Raw genomic sequence first — 15,018 nt, forward strand, 5'->3', positions numbered from 1 at the left:
CCACGTCGATAGTGAGCTTTGGGCCGACAATCATAGCACGGGTTGACGGCATGATCACAACCCTTCCCGGTGCATGGGATGCCCTGCGCGACAAGCGGCCGCAGTGCCTTCACTCGGGATCGGACGGCGGGCATTGTACCGTGTGTCGTCCCCGCACGCCTGGAGTTTCCATGTCCGCACGCATCCTGAGCCCCCTCGACCGCCTGCTCGCCGGCCTGGAGCGCGCCATGGAGGCCGTGGCCGGCTCGCCCGAGCCCTCGCGCCGATCGCCGGGAGACGCGATCGCGGATGCGCCGCTGGACGACGCCGAGCGCCGGCACGCGGCCGGCCTCATGCGCATCAACCATGTCGGCGAGGTATGCGCGCAGGCGCTCTACGTGGGCCAGGCCGCCCTCGCCCGCACGGACGAGACGCGCCAGCACCTCATGCACGCGGCGCAGGAAGAGACCGACCACCTGGCCTGGTGCGCCGAACGCCTGAAGCAGCTCGACAGCCGGCCCAGCCTGCTCAACCCCCTCTGGTACGCGGGCAGCTACGCGATCGGCGTGGCCGCGGCCGCGGTGGGCGATCCGATCAGCCTGGGCTTCGTGGTGGAAACCGAGCGCCAGGTGGAGGCCCATCTGGCGGAGCACCTGGAACGCCTGCCCGCGCAGGACGAACGCTCGCGGGCGATCCTGCGCCAGATGCAGGCGGACGAGATCCGCCACGCCGACGCGGCGCAGGCCCGCGGCGGCGTCGACCTGCCGTGGCCGCTGCCGCGACTGATGCACGCCGCGTCCGCCGTCATGAAGACCGTGGCCTACCGCATCTAACGACAGAGGCCGAAGCCGCGCCCCTGCAAGTGGAAGTGGGTGCGGTGCGCGGCGTTGTAATCCGGACCGAGGAAGGCGCCGAAGTAGCGGCAGCCGTCCGTCTGCAATCCATGCAGGAAGGCGGCCTCGCCGGGCGCGGCCCAACCCCGCTCCACGGTGATGCGCCGTCCATCGGCCAGGCGCCAGCCGGTGACGTCGATCGCGTCGGCGACGGCGTGGCGGCTCAGGGGCGCCTGATCGCGGTGGTAGACGTTGCGGCACGCATACGAGCCCACGTGCTCGACGCGCCGCACCGGTGCGCCGAACGCCTGCTCCGCCGAGGGCTGCAGCAGGTGGCGGTGGAAGAGCACGAGCGACGCCGCCAGCGGGCAGGTCACGGTGACGGGCGACGCGAACGTGGCGGGGCCGATCGCCGAGAGACGCACGGCGTCCGTCCAGCCGCAGCCACTGACTTCGTGTCGATCCGGAACGGGGACGAAAGCCGCCCCACCCTCTCGGATTGCCGCGCGACACATCGCCGGATCGTCGTCGAGCCGCGCCAGCTTGAAACGCAGGAAGGCATCCGGCGTCGCGCGCAGGTCCAGCGGCGCCCAGGGGTTGTAGCGGTCGGGCGGCCGCCAGCCGCTGGTCCAGACCAGCGCGCAGAGGGACAGCAGCAGGACGAGGAGCAGCAGCGCGCGCATGGGACGACGCTAGCGGGGCGGGCGTGAAGGCCCGGACCATGACGCCGGGTGTAAAAAAAACCCCGCTTCCGCGGGGTTTTTCGTTACATCAGGTTGCGACCATGGAAGAGTTCTTCGATCTCCCGGCGGAGCAACGACTCGATGCGCTGGCGCTCCTTGAACGAGAGGTCGTCGGCCTGGGCCTCGAACAGGTAGGTGTCGAGGTCGAAGTCCTTGATGTGCATCTTCGTGTGGAAGATGTTTTCCTGGTACACGTTCACGTCGAACATCTCGTACTTCTGGCGGATGTGCTTCGCCAGGTAGTCCTGCACCGAGTTGATCTTGTGGTCGATGAAGTGCTTCTTGCCCTTCACGTCGCGCGTGAAGCCGCGCACGCGGTAGTCGGCGATGACGATGTCCGACTCGAAGCTGTCGATCAGGTAGTTCAGGGCCTTCAGCGGCGAGATCACGCCGCAGGTGGCGACGTCGATGTCGGCGCGGAACGTGGCGATGCCGTTGTGCGGATGCGTTTCCGGGTACGTATGGACGGTGATGTGGCTCTTGTCCATGTGCGCCACGACGGCGCCCGAGATCGTGTCGCGGCCGAGCTTCTCGACCACCGGCTCCTCGGAAATGAGGATGGTGACCGACGCGCCCTGCGGGTCGTAGTCCTGGCGCGCGATGTTCAGAATGTTGGCGCCGATGATCTCGGCCACATCCGTGAGGATCTGGGTCAGGCGATCGGCGTCGTACTGCTCGTCGATGTACTCGATGTAGTTCTGCCGCTGCTGTTCGGAAACGGCATAGCAGATATCGTAGATGTTGAAGCTCAGTGCCTTCGTCAGGTTGTTGAAACCCTGCAGGCGAAGGCGGGGAAGCGGTTTGACCACAGCGACTCTCCGAGGCCGGGGGATCGGCCAGCAGCAGACGCGGGTTAGCAGCAAGGGTCCCCGCAAAATGAAAAGCACCGGACGGCGAAGTGTGCCCGGCGCTTGTGTACGGCGTGAGACAGGGGGTCCGGACGCCGAGGGGGTGAAATTATGGGGCAAGTTGGCGAGGATTTGAACACGCCGTCCACAGTCTCTCGAAATGGGTGGATTTCACGGGCCCTTTGTCTGCAATAATCGGCCGGGGACATGGCGAGTCGGCGACGCCTGACGGAAAACCGTCGGCCGACCGCTGGACGGGGGCGCCATGCCATTGAGACTCATCGGAATCAGCTGTGGCTCAACTTAAATATCTGTTGCAACAGGCGTTCGAACGGTCGCAGGCTCCTTCGAGCTTCGCGCCGGACCCGGCTGCCATGGGCCGTTTCCTCGACGCCTGCCACCGTCGTCGCTATCCGGGGAAGACCGCGATCATCCGGCCGGGCGATCCCGCCAACACGCTCTACTACGTGGTCGAGGGCTCGCTCGCCGTCTGCACCGAGGACGAGGAAGGCCGTGAGCTGATCCTCGCCTACATCAACCGGGGCCAGTTCATCGGCGAAATGGGCCTGTTCGTCGAGCAGGCGCAGCGCGAATCGCTCGTCCGGACCCGCACGGCCGTCGAGATGGCGGAAATCAGCTACGAGCGGCTGTTCCAGCTGCTCGAGGGTCCGCTGGCGGCCGAATGCCCGAAGCTCCTGTTCGCCATCGGCTCGCAGCTGACCCACCGCCTGCTTCGCACGTCCCGCCAGGTCAGCCGCATGGCGTTCATGGACGTGACCAACCGCGTCTCGCGGACCCTGCTCGACCTCTGCCAGGAGCCGGACGCCATGACGCACCCGGACGGCACGCAGATCCGCATCTCCCGCCAGGAAGTCAGCCGGATCGTCGGATGCTCGCGCGAGATGGTGGGCCGCGTGCTCAAGCAGCTCGAGGAAGAGCGCATGATCGACGTCTCGGGCAAGACGATCGTGGTGCGCGGCACCCGCTGAGGGCGCCCCGCGCCGGCTCAGTCGCCCCGGTAGACCATGTAGACGTCCGCCCTCGCGTAATGCGAACCGGGGCGGATGCCCGGCTGCCGCTCGAAACCGGCGCGCTCGTACATGGCCAGGGCGCGCTCGAGCCGGCTGTTCGACTCGAGGAACAGCTCCCGGCCCTCGCGGCGGCGGAACGTGGCGATCGCCTCGTCGAGCAGCTTCCGGCCCGCCCCGAGGCCGCGATAGTTCTCGTCGACGCCCATCTTCGACAGCTCGTAGACCCCGTCACCCTCGTGCATGAGGGCGCAGGTTCCGACGACCTCGCCGGCGTAGAGGGCGAACAGGATCGCGCCGCCCGGCGCGATGATCATCCCTTCCGGATCGGCGAACAGGGCGCGATCGACGTCCTCGACCCGGAACTGGCGCTCGAGCCATTGCTGGTTGAGGCGCCGGAAGTGCTCGCGCAGCGCCGGCTGGTACGGCACGACCTCGACCACTGCCTGCGACAGCACCGCCCGCTGGTCCAAGATCGCGGCCACGAGCGGCCGTTCCGCCAGCGCCTGCTCGCAGCCGTCGATCTCATCCAGCAACGCCGCGCCGCGCGGACCGAGCGACTCGGCCATGCCGCGACGGATCGCGAGCCAGACCGGCCCGAGATCGCCCAGCGCGCGTTCGCCGGCGGCGGTCAGCACCAGCACGCTGCGCCGCCCGTCGTGCGGGTCGCGCTGGCGCGTGACCATGCCGGCCTCCACGAGGCGATCGGCGAGCTGGCTCACGGCGGAGTGCGTCTGGCCGATCGCCAGCGCCATGTCGGTCACGGTGGTCGGACCCACGTCGCGCAGGTAGCGGAGCACGGGGAACCAGCGCGACTCGATGCCGGCCCCGCTAGCCCTGTAGACCTCGTCCACGGCCTGGTAGAAATGATCGCTCAGGGCCTTGAGACGACTGCCGAGCGCCAGTTCGCGCAGGGAAGAGAGGTACATCGGCGATCCAGGGGACGGGGGACGTGAACGATCAGGCTAGGACGGCGCGATGCCGCACGCAAGCGACGAACGTCACCTTCATCGGGCGAACGCAGCGCCGTCGTATATGGTGGAGGCGGATTCCCGGGATGAGATGACACATGGACTGGACGCAATTCCTGACCTTCGTCGGCGTGGGGCTGCTCGCGCAGCTCGTCGACGGCGCGCTGGGCATGGCCTACGGCATCGTTTCCAATTCGGTGCTGCTCGCCCTCGGCCTGCCGCCCGCGGTGGCCAGCGCCACCGTGCATACCGCCGAGGTCTTCACCACCGGCGTCTCCGGCGGCGCGCACGCGTTCTTCGGCAACGTCGACTGGAAGGCGTTCCGGCGACTGGCCATCCCCGGCGTGATCGGCGGCATCGTCGGTGCGTGGTTCCTCGCCAGCGTGCCGGGCGAGGCGTTGAAGCCCTACGTCTACGCCTATCTGCTCATCCTGGGCATCGTGGTGCTCGTTCGCGCCGCGGGGCGCGTGGTGTCGCACCATCGGGTGAAGCACAAGGGCTTGCTGGGGTTCTTCGCCGGACTCCTCGACGCCATCGGCGGGGGCGGCTGGGGACCGATCGCGACGTCCACCCTGCTCGCCCGCGGCGGCGCCGTGCGACAGACGATCGGCACCGTCAACGCGGCGGAGTTCGTGGTGACCGTCGCGATCTCGACCACGCTCGTCGCGCACATGGGCATCCAGCACTGGCCCATCGTGCTCGGCCTGCTGACGGGTGGCGTGATCGCCGCGCCCTTCGCGGCGTGGCTGGTGAAGCACCTGCCGCCGCGCTACGTGATGACGGCCGTGGGGCTGCTGATCGTCGGCATCAGCGTGTACCAGCTGGGAAATCTGCTGCTGCGCTAGTACCAGTGCAGGACTTCGAGCTTGTCGCCCAGGACCCGGGCCGCTTTCTTCGCCGTCTTCGGCGTCGGATTGACGAGCCGCGCCGCGTCCGCGGCCTTCAGCATGGGGATGTCGGACAGCGAGTCGCCGTACGCGATCGCCCAGGGCCGCGCGATGCCCGCCTGGTCGAGCGTGCGCACCTTCACGCCGTCGACGTTGTGGCGCACGAAGCGCACGCCGAACAGGCCGCCGCGCGTCTGCGACCCCGCCAGTTCGTAGCCGGCGAGGTTCACCTCGTCGAGGATCGCCTCCACCAGATGCCCGTCGTTCCCGGTGACGATGATCACGCGATCGCCGGCGTCCGCGTGACGACGGAGCGCCGCCACGGCGTCACGGCAGAACACGCCCGGCCGGCGCGCGTACGCCCGGCCGAACGCCGCGACGAGGCGCCGGTAGGCGGCCTCGCGGCGGCCGAACGTGACGACGCGGAGGAACACGCGGCCCAGCATCCGCGTGCCGGCCGCGCTTCGTTTCAGCAAGGGGACGAAAGGAACGAGCGGAAACGCCAGCAGCAGGCGCCAGCGCCCCATGCCCGCGAGCCGCTCGCGAAAGAAGAGCTCGAGGGTCTGGTGTCGCACGATCACGCCATCGAAATCGAACAACACGACGCGTCGCGTGTCCGCGGCGGTGTCGTCGACGACCGCCGTGCCGTTCCCCTGATCCATCTCGCGTTTACCGATGCTTGTGAGGCGTATGCGACTGCGGCGGCGCGCCGAAGAGCTTCTGCAGTTCCGAACCCGGGTCGGCCGCGCGCATGAACGCCTCGCCGACGAGGAAGGTATGGATGCCGGCCTCGCGCAGCTTGCGCACGTCTTCCGGCGTGTGGATGCCGGATTCCGCGACGATGGCGGTTTCCGAACCCACGCGGTCCTTCAGCTTCAGCGACGTGCCGAGCGAGGTCTCGAACGTGCGCAGGTTGCGGTTGTTCACGCCGATGAGCGGCGCGGGCAGACCGAGCGCGATCTCGAGTTCGTCCTCGTTGTGCACTTCCACGAGCACGTCCAGGTCGAGCTCCGCCGCCAGCATCGAGAGTTCGAGCAGCTCGTCCTCGCGGTAGATGACATCGTCACCATCCTTGTCCGCGAAGGCCGCGACGATGAGCAGGATGCAGTCGGCGCCGATCACGCGCGCCTCGTACACCTGGTACTCGTCGATGATGAAGTCCTTGCGCAGGATCGGCAGCGAGCACGCGTCGCGCGCCTGCTTCACGAAATCCTCGTGCCCCTGGAAGAAATCGGCATCGGTCAGCACGGACAGGCAGGTGGCGCCGCCGGCCTCGTAGCTGCGGGCGATGGCCGCCGGATCGAAGTCGGCGCGGATCAGGCCCTTGCTGGGGCTGGCCTTCTTGATCTCGGCGATGACGGCGGGGTGGCCGTCGTGCAGGCGCGCATCGATCGCCGCGACGAAGCCCCGTGTTTCGGGCAGGTCGGCGACGAGCGCGGCCATATCGTCCAGCGTGCGCCTGCGGCCGCGCTCGGCGATCTCTTCGCGCTTGCGGTCGAGGATGCGGTGGAGGATGTCGGGCATCGGAAAGGCTTCCTTGGGTAAGGCCGGGGTATGGGGACACCCCGACGATATCAGGCGCCGAGCCGCTGCGTCGCGGCTACGAACGCTTCCATTTTTGCACGAGCCGCGCCGCTTGCAATGGTGGCGCGGGCGAGGTCGATGCCCGCCTGTATCGTCGACGTGACATCCGCGGTGTACAGCGCCGCGCCGGCATTGAGGCAGACGATGTCGTGCGGCACGCCGGGCACGCCCGAAATCGCGTCCAGCAGCATCGCTTTCGATTCCGCCGGATCCTCCACGCGGAGGTTGCGGCTCGACGCCATCGCTAGCCCGAAGTCTTCCGGCTCGATCTCGTATTCGTGGACGGCGCCGTCGCGCAGCTCGCCAACCAGCGTCGCCGCGCCGAGGGAAATTTCGTCCATGCCGTCGCGGCCCCAGACCACCATGGCGTGCCGGGCGCCGAGCGCCTGCAGCACGCGGACCTGGATGCCGACGAGATCGGGATGGAACACGCCCATCAGGATGTTCGGCGCCCCCGCGGGATTCGTCAGCGGGCCCAGGATGTTGAAGATGGTGCGCACGCCCATCTCGCGGCGCACGGGCGCCACGACCTTCATCGCCGGATGGTGGTTCGGCGCGAACATGAAGCCGATATCGGTCTCCGCCATGCAGACGGCCACCTGGGCCGGGAGCAGGTCGATCCGGGCACCCAGCGACTCCAGGACATCCGCGCTGCCGGATTTGGACGAGGCGCTGCGGCCGCCGTGCTTCGCGACGCGCGCGCCAGCCGCCGCCGCGACGAACATCGACGCGGTCGAGATGTTGAACGACGACGCGCCGTCGCCACCGGTGCCGACGATGTCCAGGAAATGCGGGTGCGGGCCGGCGTCGACCTTCGCGGAGAGATCGCGCATCACGCGCGCCGCGCCGGTGATCTCGCCCACGGTTTCCTTCTTCACGCGCAGGCCCGTGAGGATCGCGGCCGTCATGAGCGGACTGACGTCGCCGCGCATGATCTGGTGCATCAGCTCGATCATCTCGTCGTGGAAGATCTCGCGATGCTCGATCGTGCGCTGGAGCGCCTCGGAGGGAGTCATGGGCATGGAACGGGAAATCCTTACGCGGCGAGCGGCAGCGGCATGCCGAGGAAGTTGCGCAGCAGGTCGTGGCCGTGCTGCGTGAGGATCGACTCGGGGTGGAACTGCACGCCTTCGATGTCGAGCGTGCGATGGCGCAGGCCCATGATCTCGTCGATCGAGCCGTCCTCGCGCTCCGTCCAGGCGGTCACCTCGAGGCAGTCCGGCACCGAGTCCTTCTCCACCACCAGCGAGTGGTAGCGCGTCGCCTCGAACGGATCCGGCAGGCCGGCGAACACGCCCTGCCCCAGGTGCCGGACCGGCGAGGTCTTGCCATGCATGATCTCGCGCGCGCGGATCACCTTGCCGCCGAACACCTGGCCGATGGCCTGGTGGCCCAGGCAGACCCCGAAGATCGGCAGCTCCCCGGCCATCTCGCGCAGGATGTCGATCGACACGCCCGAGTCGTCCGGCGTGCCCGGCCCCGGCGAGATCATGATCCGCGAAGGCTTCAGCGCCCGGATGTCGGCGACCGTCAGGGCGTCGTTCCGCACCACCTTGACCTCCTGCCCCAGCTCGCCGAGGTACTGGACGAGGTTGAAGGTGAAGGAGTCGTAGTTGTCGATCATCAGCAGCATAGCGGACCTAACCGATTGTTTTCATTGCCACGTGACAGGGGGTATCTGTAAAGGTACCCCGATAAGTACCCCCATGCTTCGCTGGACCGCGCGTCAGGAGGGTGGTCGGCCATTGTACGGCACATGCTTCATACCGCCTGCGCCAGCGAGTCGCGACCCGGATGTCCGTGGCGGCCATGTCTTTCGCCCGTCTCGTCGCCTTCCCGGACATGATCACGGTCGTAGCGCAGTCCGGGCCGCTTCGCGCATCGCGCGGCCAATGTGCTCCAGCGTGTCCGAGCGCACCGCCGCGTACTGCCAGTACAACGACACGTCCAGCCATCGCCCTGGGTCGAGATTGACCACATGTCCTGCTTCGACCGCCGGGGCGATCAACGACTCCGGGGCCAGACACCAGCCGAGTCCCAGCGCGGCGGCTTCGACGAATCCCGTGGCGGTCGGCAGGTAGTGCGTGGGTGGAGACAAACGCGCGCGGGTGATGCGTCGCATGAAGCGCCACTGCAGGTCGTCCTTGCGGTTGAACACGATGAGGGGGGCTGTCGCCAGGGCTTCCGCGTTCAACCCGTCCGGGAAGTTCCTTTTCGAGAATGCCGGCGATGCGATCGCGTGATAACGCATCGTGCCGAGCGGATGGACGTTGCATCCCTGGATGGCCCGGGCCTCTGCCGTGACGGCGCCCAACACGGTCCCGTCTCGAAGCATCTGGAGGGTGTGATCCTGATCGTCCACCCGGACATCGAACAGGTAGCCGAAGCGTCGATGCAGCTCGGCCAGTCCGCCCAGGAACCACGTCTGCAGGGAGTCATCGTTCACCGCGATCGCGACGGACCGCGGCCCCGACTCTCGGGCCGGCGCGAAATCCGCCAGCGCCTCGGCCTCGAGCGCCTGCATCGGCCTCACCCGCCGCAGCAAGTGCTCGCCGGCAGGCGTCGGGCGAGACGGAATCTGGCGCAGGATCAGCACCTGGCCTAGCCGATCTTCAAGCGCCTTGACCCGCTGCGAGACGGCAGATGAGGTCACCGACAGACGCTGCGCCGCAGCCTCGAAACTACCTTCGTCAAGCACAGCCACGAATGCGGCAAGTTGCGGATGCAGCAGATCCATCGACGACGCCTCTGCTTAGAACTTCTAAACACTCTACAGAATTATTAGTTTTCCTAACCGACGGGGACGATGCAATCTGACGCGCCGTCCCTTCGAGTGCGTTCCATGTCCATTGCTGCGGCCGTTGCCGGCTTCTTCGCGAGTGCCGGCCTCATCATCGCCATCGGCTCGCAGAACGCCTTCGTCCTCAGGCAGGGCCTGCTGCAACGACACATCGGCCTCGTCGTGTGCACTTGCGCGTTTGGAGACATCCTCCTGATCGTGAGCGGCACGGCGGGCGTCGGGGTGCTCGTCCGCGAGTGGCCGGCCCTCCTCCAGGCGCTGCGCTTCGGCGGTGCAGCGTTTCTGGCGATCTACGGGTGGATGGCGGCCCGCCGGGCCTGGCATGGAAGCGGGGCTCTGGCGCCGGGCTCCGCCGGAGAAAAGAGCTGGCGTCGGGTGCTGCTGGCGTGCCTGGCCTTCACGTTCCTCAATCCGCACGTGTATCTGGACACCATGGTCCTCCTGGGGAGTCTCTCGACCCAGTATCCCGGCGCATCGCGGTGGGCGTTCGCTGGTGGCGCATGCCTCGCGAGCGTGACGTGGTTTTCGGCGCTGGGTTACGGTTCCCGCCTGCTGGTGCCGGTGTTTCGCAGCGCTTCGGCGTGGCGCCTGCTCGACGGCTTCGTAGCGGTCTTCATGATTTCCTTGTCCCTTGCTCTTCTGATGCGCCCACTCTGAGCGGCTGCACTAGCGACGACATGTCGCCACGCACCGCTAAGCACCGGGCTCCGGTGCGACATCCTTGGTGTAATACGCCACCGATTCCGTCTCCGGCATCGATACCGTCAGGCCGCGCACCTTGCCGAAGGCGTCACGGCGGAACTCGAAGCGGAAGACGTAGATGCCGGACTGCACGAACTGCGCGGGGCCAAGGGCCTGCAGCACGACGGGCTTTTCCTGTCCAGGCAACGTGAGCGAGACCGCGTCGCCCTTCACCGTCACGTCCAGCGACGCATGCTCGAAGCTGTCGGCGAGCGCGCGGCGCACGTCGATCGGTACCGACGCGTCGAGGCGGTACGTGCCGGCGAAGTCCGGCGCGGGTGGCACGCGTGGCTTGATCGTCATCACCGGCGGTCGCGCGCCCAGCCCGGTCGCGTCGTCGAGCGCGTTGCGCACCTCGGCGATCAGCGCGAGGCCGTTCGCGCCGTTGGTGAGGATGACGTAGCCGTCGCCGGTCTCCGGGTATCCCTGCATGAGGGCGAGATAACTTTCGTTCGCTCCGAGATGGAAGAAGTAGCGACCACGCCCTTCGCCGCCCAGGCGGGGGCCGAGACCGAACGGGCCGGGCGAGACTTCCGTCAGCATGTCGGTCGCCAGCGGTTGGGGGAGAAACGAGTCGGTGCCACGGTAGCTGCCGATGATCGCGGCGACGAATCGCCCCAGGTCGTTCGCGCTCGTCCACAGGCCGGAGGCGCCGGCCTCCGCGAAACTCTCCCATCCGCGCGGGAGCGCCGTCGGCGCGCCGCTGGCGTCATGGGCTTTGGCGATGTTGCCGCGTGTGGCGGAGAGCGGACTCTCGTAGGTGCTTCGACGCATGCCCAGCGGCGTCAGCACGAGATCCCGAGCGACGTCGCCGAGAGGGCGACCGGTCGCGTCCTCGATCGCCATCTGCTCGACGGTGACACCGCCACCCGAATAGTCGTCGACGCTGCCAGGGGCGGCCTTGAATCGCACCGCTTCACCCTTGGCGGGACGCTGACCGTCGAGCACCTGCACGAGCGTCGGCAGGGGATCGGCCGGCTGGTAATCCGCGAAGCCGTGCACGCCCAGTCCCGAGGTGTGCGACATGAGCATGCGCAGACTGACCTCCGGATGCGGCACGGCGGGCGATGCGGGAAGCTTCCAGCGTTTCAGGTAGGCGTCGACATCGCGATCGAGGTCGAGCGTGCCCTGCGCGGCGAGCCGAAGGGTCGTCGTGGCGGTGACGACCTTGCTGATCGAGCCGACCGAGAACAGCGTGTCGGCGTCCACGCGGTCGCTCGTACCTGCCTGTTTCACCCCGTAACCGCGAACCTGCGCCACACGACCGTTCTTCAGCACGGCCACCGCGACGCCAGGCACCTTATGGAACCGCATGCGTTCTTCGATCGACCAGCGCGGGATATGTTCGCCGGGCGCGACGACCGTCGGTCGAAGGCCATGGTCGAGCGCGGCGAGCGGCCCGTCGGTCGCGGTCACGCCGGCCGCGGCGAGACTCAGCCCGACGAAGGCGAGACAAGGCCACGATCGCCGCGAGCGGCGGGCGGGGGAAACGGAACTGCCCAGGAAAGCCTGCACGTCCATACCGAATGCCTCGCCGGTGGAGCCCGCAGTATCCGGGCGCACGATGCGGCACCGATGTGCTGGAAGTCATGGCCCGGCACCGTCGCGCCACCTCTTGCCGGAAACGCCGTAGCTAACGCCGGCCGGCTCCGGCTAACCGAGAATCGACAGGCCGTCCTTCCGCCGAACTGCCCGACTTTTGAGATGGCTCGAGCAGGCCTATGGTTTCGAACGCGTCCGCCACTTGCTCAGGACCAACGGTCGCCCCCCAGCCGACCAAGGTCTGGACCAACTGTCCACGCCGGAAGAAGAAAAACGACGGGGTCGAAGCTAAGTCGATCCCCGGCCACGACGCGTTGTCGAAGGCAATATGGGCCTTGAAGGCGGGGAAATCCTGTTTCCACTGCCTGATCACATCGATGTCGGTTTCGGCATCGCCGAGCAACCACACCACGCGCGGCCCCCCTAGTACCCCTGCGAGCCGCGGATCCAGCGAAAGCGCCTTCGCTGCCCTGTCCGCGATGTGGCAACCAATGACGACGACAACATAGGATCCATCGTCAGGGAGTTCGATCGCTCGATGCCTGAGCTTCCCCCCACGTCCCAAGGTATATCCCGAACGCCCCTCGAACACGCGCCGTCCTTGCTGCATGAAACCACTGTACCGACGGAAGACGGATGGATCGACAAGGGTCTCCATGCGCCTGGCATCATCGAACCGCCGGCGCGCCACCAGTGCCTCGAGATATTTTTCCAGTTCCAGCTCCCGCCGGGTCCCCCGCCGACCAAGCTCCTCGACGACCGCGCGCATCCCGTCCAGGTAGTCGGCGCGCCGGGCATAGTCGGCAACCGACGAGAGTCGCGATGCCGCGTCCAGCACGAGAAACAAATCACGCAATTCGGCTTCAGGAAGCGCAGGCAGATTCCTCAGCTCGCGAGCAAGCCTTCGTTGGTACAGCTCCGCGAACAGCAGCGCTCTGTCCGAGGGCTCGTCACTCTGGCTCCGTATGATGGCCAGATCGCTCCAAACCCCTCTCGAATGGTCAGGTGGAAATACGTCCGCTGACGTCGACAAAAGAAAGGCCATGCTCAGGTGAAGTAACATTCGAACCATCCGCCGGTTGATTGACGAAGGTCCGACTCCCGTTTCAGTAAACGTGAGAGACGGACCATGTCAGAGGCTGCGAGCCGAGCGCCGGCGCTCCAGGTCACCGCGACCGCAATTCATCGTGGATCCTGGCCTTCGACGCCACAGCCTGCCGGACAACGACTTCCTGTGTTTGGCACGCATCGAGTCGGCCGATGCGGCGAAATAACGCACATCCTATGCAAGTTATCTCTCGGTCGCTGCGAGTATCGCTTGAGGATGTTCTCGACCTCTGCGTCTTCGAAACCCACTGAACGACGTATATCGGCCGTATCTGCCTGCACTCCGAAGAGCGTAAGAATCCTATAAATGCTCGTCGAGGGTAGGCCTTCGAGTTCGAGGAACGAATATGACGCGAGACCTGCGTCGGTAAAAAGAAGAGATTCAACGAAAGACTTTCGCTTCGAAGGCTCTAACGCGAGGAGAGGCGATGTTGGGTCGGAGCTCAAGTGAGCATGGAGTTGGTCTTTCGAACGAATGGCCGCTGTCATAACGTTCACTCGCTCCTCCGCCCTGCTTAAGAGATCGGACGCGACTGCCCCCGACGCAAACGCAATGGCAAACATGCCGATTATGATCCGGTAGTTCATGAAGTCCCCTGATTGTCTTGAACGCTGCTAAAGGAGGTGCTCATCCAGCCCGCGTATACTGGCTTTCCATGAGCACAACATCTGCCGGGAGAGGGCGCCGGGGCAGGTCGGATTTCACCGATTCCCGCTCACTACCTACTGGCTTGTCTTCGTGGAACTCCGGCCGTTCATCGAGCCTGTCGCTACGGTGAGACCTAATCGAGTATTCCTCCATGCGCAATCTCGACTTCAGTTCCTGGCAGGGCCTGCTCACCACCTTCATCGGGCTGGCCGTGGTGACGTTGATCGGCGTCGGCATCCGTCTGATCGCACAGCAGACGGTGCAGCAGCGGCGGGAGCGTGAAAACCGGCAGATCAACGAGCGGCTACGCACGCTGATCGCGGCCTACAAGACGCTAGGCGGCTCGTTCACCGGCGATCTCAGCGTCGATCCGACGCACCTGCGCGACATCCTGCAACGCGCGGCGAGCGCGGACGCCACCGACGCACCCACGACGGATCCGGGCGGCCGCAGCGAGCGGGCACGCCGCGTGCGCGACGCCGTCGAAGCGGCGCTCTCGGACATCATCCTGCTGGGCACCGAGGAACAGGTGGAACTCGCGGCGCGCGCGGCGAACGACCTCGCCGCCGGGCGGCCCATCCATACCGATGCGCTCGTCGTGTCGTTGCGCGATTTCGTCCGGAAGGTGCTCGATCTCGAGCCCGTACCGACACACCTCGCGATTCCGAAACAGGGGCCGGCACGTGTCGTCGCCAGTACGCGTGGCAAGGCCGACGGCGGCGGCAAGGGAGAAGGCGGTGGTGGCAGAAGTGGCGGTGGTGGTGGCGCGGGGCTCGGAGGCGCCGCTGGCGCGGGCCTCGGCCTCGGCGGTGGCCTGGCGCTGGACGACGAGCATCGCGCCCACTGAACCAGCGCCTTGCCCAGGGACGACTCAACGGCGATGCTTGGCATTCCCCTTCCCCGCGAGCAGACCCATGGCCTCACTCGGTGCCGTCACCTACCTCGTGCGCGAGTACGACGAAGCCATCCGCTTCTTCGTCGACGCGCTGGGATTCGAATTGTTCGAGGACACGCCGCAGGGCGACGGCAAACGCTGGGTGACGGTCGGACCGCGCGGTTCCACGACGCGCCTGCTGCTGGGCCGCGCGGTGAACGACGAGCAGCGTGCCTGCGTGGGCCGGCAGGGCGGCGGCCGGGTATTCCTGTTCCTGCACACGGACGACTTCGCCGGCGATCATGCGCGCATGCTCGCGCATGGCGTGCACTTCCGCGAAGCGCCGCGCAGCGAGGCGTACGGCACCGTCGCGGTCTTCGACGATCTTTACGGCAACGGCTGGGATCTCATCCAGCCGGCCTGACCGGGACG

General features: G+C 66.9%; 16 protein-coding genes. 6 read left to right on the forward strand and 10 right to left on the reverse strand.

The annotated features are described in order from the left end of the window. Positions 1 to 170 precede the first annotated feature (170 nt). Entirely contained in the window at positions 171 to 812 is a 642-nt protein-coding gene (gene coq7, locus BMY69_RS14590) for a 2-polyprenyl-3-methyl-6-methoxy-1,4-benzoquinone monooxygenase (protein WP_090057311.1), read from the forward strand. On the opposite strand, the gene BMY69_RS14595 is transcribed toward coq7, so the two are convergent. Further along, a complete protein-coding gene (locus BMY69_RS14595; protein ID WP_090179608.1) occupies positions 809 to 1,495 on the reverse strand; it encodes an extensin-like domain-containing protein in 687 nt (228 codons plus the stop codon). The genes coq7 and BMY69_RS14595 overlap by 4 nt on opposite strands. Positions 1,496 to 1,578: 83 nt before the next feature. Next, entirely contained in the window at positions 1,579 to 2,364 is a 786-nt protein-coding gene (gene speD / locus BMY69_RS14600) for an adenosylmethionine decarboxylase (RefSeq protein WP_036109987.1), read from the reverse strand. Positions 2,365 to 2,777: 413 nt separating this feature from the next. Between speD and crp the strand changes: the two genes are divergently transcribed. After that, positions 2,778 to 3,392, forward strand: coding sequence for a cAMP-activated global transcriptional regulator CRP (crp, locus tag BMY69_RS14605; RefSeq protein WP_254779384.1), 615 nt, complete (start codon positions 2,778 to 2,780; stop codon positions 3,390 to 3,392). A 17-nt stretch (positions 3,393 to 3,409) separates the two neighbouring features. On the opposite strand, the gene BMY69_RS14610 is transcribed toward crp, so the two are convergent. Beyond that, the gene (locus BMY69_RS14610) at positions 3,410 to 4,360 is read right to left on the reverse strand and encodes a bifunctional helix-turn-helix transcriptional regulator/GNAT family N-acetyltransferase (protein ID WP_090179609.1); all 951 of its coding nucleotides are present in this window, start codon (positions 4,358 to 4,360) and stop codon (positions 3,410 to 3,412) included. A 140-nt stretch (positions 4,361 to 4,500) separates the two neighbouring features. On the opposite strand from BMY69_RS14610, the gene BMY69_RS14615 reads away from it, so the two are divergent. Beyond that, positions 4,501 to 5,247, forward strand: coding sequence for a sulfite exporter TauE/SafE family protein (locus tag BMY69_RS14615; protein WP_090179611.1), 747 nt, complete (start codon positions 4,501 to 4,503; stop codon positions 5,245 to 5,247). Here the strand turns inward: BMY69_RS14615 and BMY69_RS14620 are convergent. From BMY69_RS14620 to BMY69_RS14640, 5 genes are all read right to left on the reverse strand, one after another. Next, on the reverse strand, positions 5,244 to 5,951 hold the full coding sequence (locus BMY69_RS14620) for a haloacid dehalogenase-like hydrolase (protein WP_090057322.1): 708 nt from the start codon (positions 5,949 to 5,951) through the stop codon (positions 5,244 to 5,246). The two genes, BMY69_RS14615 and BMY69_RS14620, sit on opposite strands and share 4 nt — an antisense overlap. A 7-nt stretch (positions 5,952 to 5,958) precedes the next feature. Further along, positions 5,959 to 6,813, reverse strand: a complete 855-nt coding sequence (gene trpC, locus BMY69_RS14625) for an indole-3-glycerol phosphate synthase TrpC (protein WP_090057324.1) — start codon at positions 6,811 to 6,813, stop codon at positions 5,959 to 5,961. Positions 6,814 to 6,863: 50 nt separating this feature from the next. Further along, positions 6,864 to 7,895 (reverse strand): anthranilate phosphoribosyltransferase, encoded by a 1,032-nt coding sequence (gene trpD, locus BMY69_RS14630; RefSeq protein ID WP_090179614.1) that lies wholly within the window; start codon positions 7,893 to 7,895, stop codon positions 6,864 to 6,866. A gap of 14 nt (positions 7,896 to 7,909) precedes the next feature. After that, a complete protein-coding gene (locus BMY69_RS14635; protein ID WP_090057329.1) occupies positions 7,910 to 8,506 on the reverse strand; it encodes an anthranilate synthase component II in 597 nt (198 codons plus the stop codon). A 213-nt stretch (positions 8,507 to 8,719) separates the two neighbouring features. Next, complete coding sequence (locus BMY69_RS14640) at positions 8,720 to 9,610, reverse strand: LysR family transcriptional regulator ArgP (protein ID WP_090179617.1); 891 nt, start codon at positions 9,608 to 9,610, stop codon at positions 8,720 to 8,722. Positions 9,611 to 9,715: 105 nt separating this feature from the next. On the opposite strand from BMY69_RS14640, the gene BMY69_RS14645 reads away from it, so the two are divergent. Then, positions 9,716 to 10,330 carry a LysE/ArgO family amino acid transporter gene (locus BMY69_RS14645; protein WP_090179619.1) on the forward strand — a complete coding sequence of 205 codons (615 nt, stop codon included), beginning with the start codon at positions 9,716 to 9,718 and terminating at the stop codon, positions 10,328 to 10,330. Between the two features lie 36 nt (positions 10,331 to 10,366). On the opposite strand, the gene BMY69_RS14650 is transcribed toward BMY69_RS14645, so the two are convergent. Both BMY69_RS14650 and BMY69_RS14655 read right to left on the reverse strand, forming a co-directional pair. After that, complete coding sequence (locus BMY69_RS14650; protein WP_090179621.1) at positions 10,367 to 11,935, reverse strand: serine hydrolase domain-containing protein; 1,569 nt, start codon at positions 11,933 to 11,935, stop codon at positions 10,367 to 10,369. 112 nt (positions 11,936 to 12,047) lie between these two features. Then, positions 12,048 to 13,019, reverse strand: a complete 972-nt coding sequence (locus tag BMY69_RS14655) for a hypothetical protein (protein ID WP_090179624.1) — start codon at positions 13,017 to 13,019, stop codon at positions 12,048 to 12,050. 844 nt (positions 13,020 to 13,863) lie between these two features. Here BMY69_RS14655 and BMY69_RS14660 point away from each other — a divergent pair. Together BMY69_RS14660 and BMY69_RS14665 are read left to right on the forward strand one after the other, a co-directional pair. Beyond that, positions 13,864 to 14,559: a hypothetical protein gene (locus BMY69_RS14660; protein WP_090179625.1), complete on the forward strand. Its 696-nt coding sequence runs from the start codon at positions 13,864 to 13,866 to the stop codon at positions 14,557 to 14,559. Between the two features lie 67 nt (positions 14,560 to 14,626). Next, the gene (locus BMY69_RS14665) at positions 14,627 to 15,010 is read left to right on the forward strand and encodes a VOC family protein (RefSeq protein ID WP_090179628.1); all 384 of its coding nucleotides are present in this window, start codon (positions 14,627 to 14,629) and stop codon (positions 15,008 to 15,010) included. Positions 15,011 to 15,018: the final 8 nt, after the last annotated feature.

This window comes from Luteibacter sp. UNC138MFCol5.1 (assembly GCF_900110505.1).
In the GTDB taxonomy this organism is placed as follows: domain Bacteria; phylum Pseudomonadota; class Gammaproteobacteria; order Xanthomonadales; family Rhodanobacteraceae; genus Luteibacter.

Excerpts from the sequence above, each read along its gene's own strand:
- coq7 (WP_090057311.1), top strand. The coding sequence starts at position 171 with ATGTCCGCACGCATCCTGAGCCCCCTCGACCGCCTGCTCGCCGGCCTG.
- BMY69_RS14595 (WP_090179608.1), bottom strand. The coding sequence starts at position 1,495 with ATGCGCGCGCTGCTGCTCCTCGTCCTGCTGCTGTCCCTCTGCGCGCTG.
- crp (WP_254779384.1), top strand. The coding sequence starts at position 2,778 with ATGGGCCGTTTCCTCGACGCCTGCCACCGTCGTCGCTATCCGGGGAAG.
- BMY69_RS14610 (WP_090179609.1), bottom strand. The coding sequence starts at position 4,360 with ATGTACCTCTCTTCCCTGCGCGAACTGGCGCTCGGCAGTCGTCTCAAG.
- BMY69_RS14615 (WP_090179611.1), top strand. The coding sequence starts at position 4,501 with ATGGACTGGACGCAATTCCTGACCTTCGTCGGCGTGGGGCTGCTCGCG.
- BMY69_RS14620 (WP_090057322.1), bottom strand. The coding sequence starts at position 5,951 with ATGGATCAGGGGAACGGCACGGCGGTCGTCGACGACACCGCCGCGGAC.
- trpC (WP_090057324.1), bottom strand. The coding sequence starts at position 6,813 with ATGCCCGACATCCTCCACCGCATCCTCGACCGCAAGCGCGAAGAGATC.
- trpD (WP_090179614.1), bottom strand. The coding sequence starts at position 7,895 with ATGCCCATGACTCCCTCCGAGGCGCTCCAGCGCACGATCGAGCATCGC.
- BMY69_RS14635 (WP_090057329.1), bottom strand. The coding sequence starts at position 8,506 with ATGCTGCTGATGATCGACAACTACGACTCCTTCACCTTCAACCTCGTC.
- BMY69_RS14640 (WP_090179617.1), bottom strand. The coding sequence starts at position 9,610 with ATGGATCTGCTGCATCCGCAACTTGCCGCATTCGTGGCTGTGCTTGAC.
- BMY69_RS14645 (WP_090179619.1), top strand. The coding sequence starts at position 9,716 with ATGTCCATTGCTGCGGCCGTTGCCGGCTTCTTCGCGAGTGCCGGCCTC.
- BMY69_RS14650 (WP_090179621.1), bottom strand. The coding sequence starts at position 11,935 with ATGGACGTGCAGGCTTTCCTGGGCAGTTCCGTTTCCCCCGCCCGCCGC.
- BMY69_RS14655 (WP_090179624.1), bottom strand. The coding sequence starts at position 13,019 with ATGTTACTTCACCTGAGCATGGCCTTTCTTTTGTCGACGTCAGCGGAC.
- BMY69_RS14660 (WP_090179625.1), top strand. The coding sequence starts at position 13,864 with ATGCGCAATCTCGACTTCAGTTCCTGGCAGGGCCTGCTCACCACCTTC.
- BMY69_RS14665 (WP_090179628.1), top strand. The coding sequence starts at position 14,627 with ATGGCCTCACTCGGTGCCGTCACCTACCTCGTGCGCGAGTACGACGAA.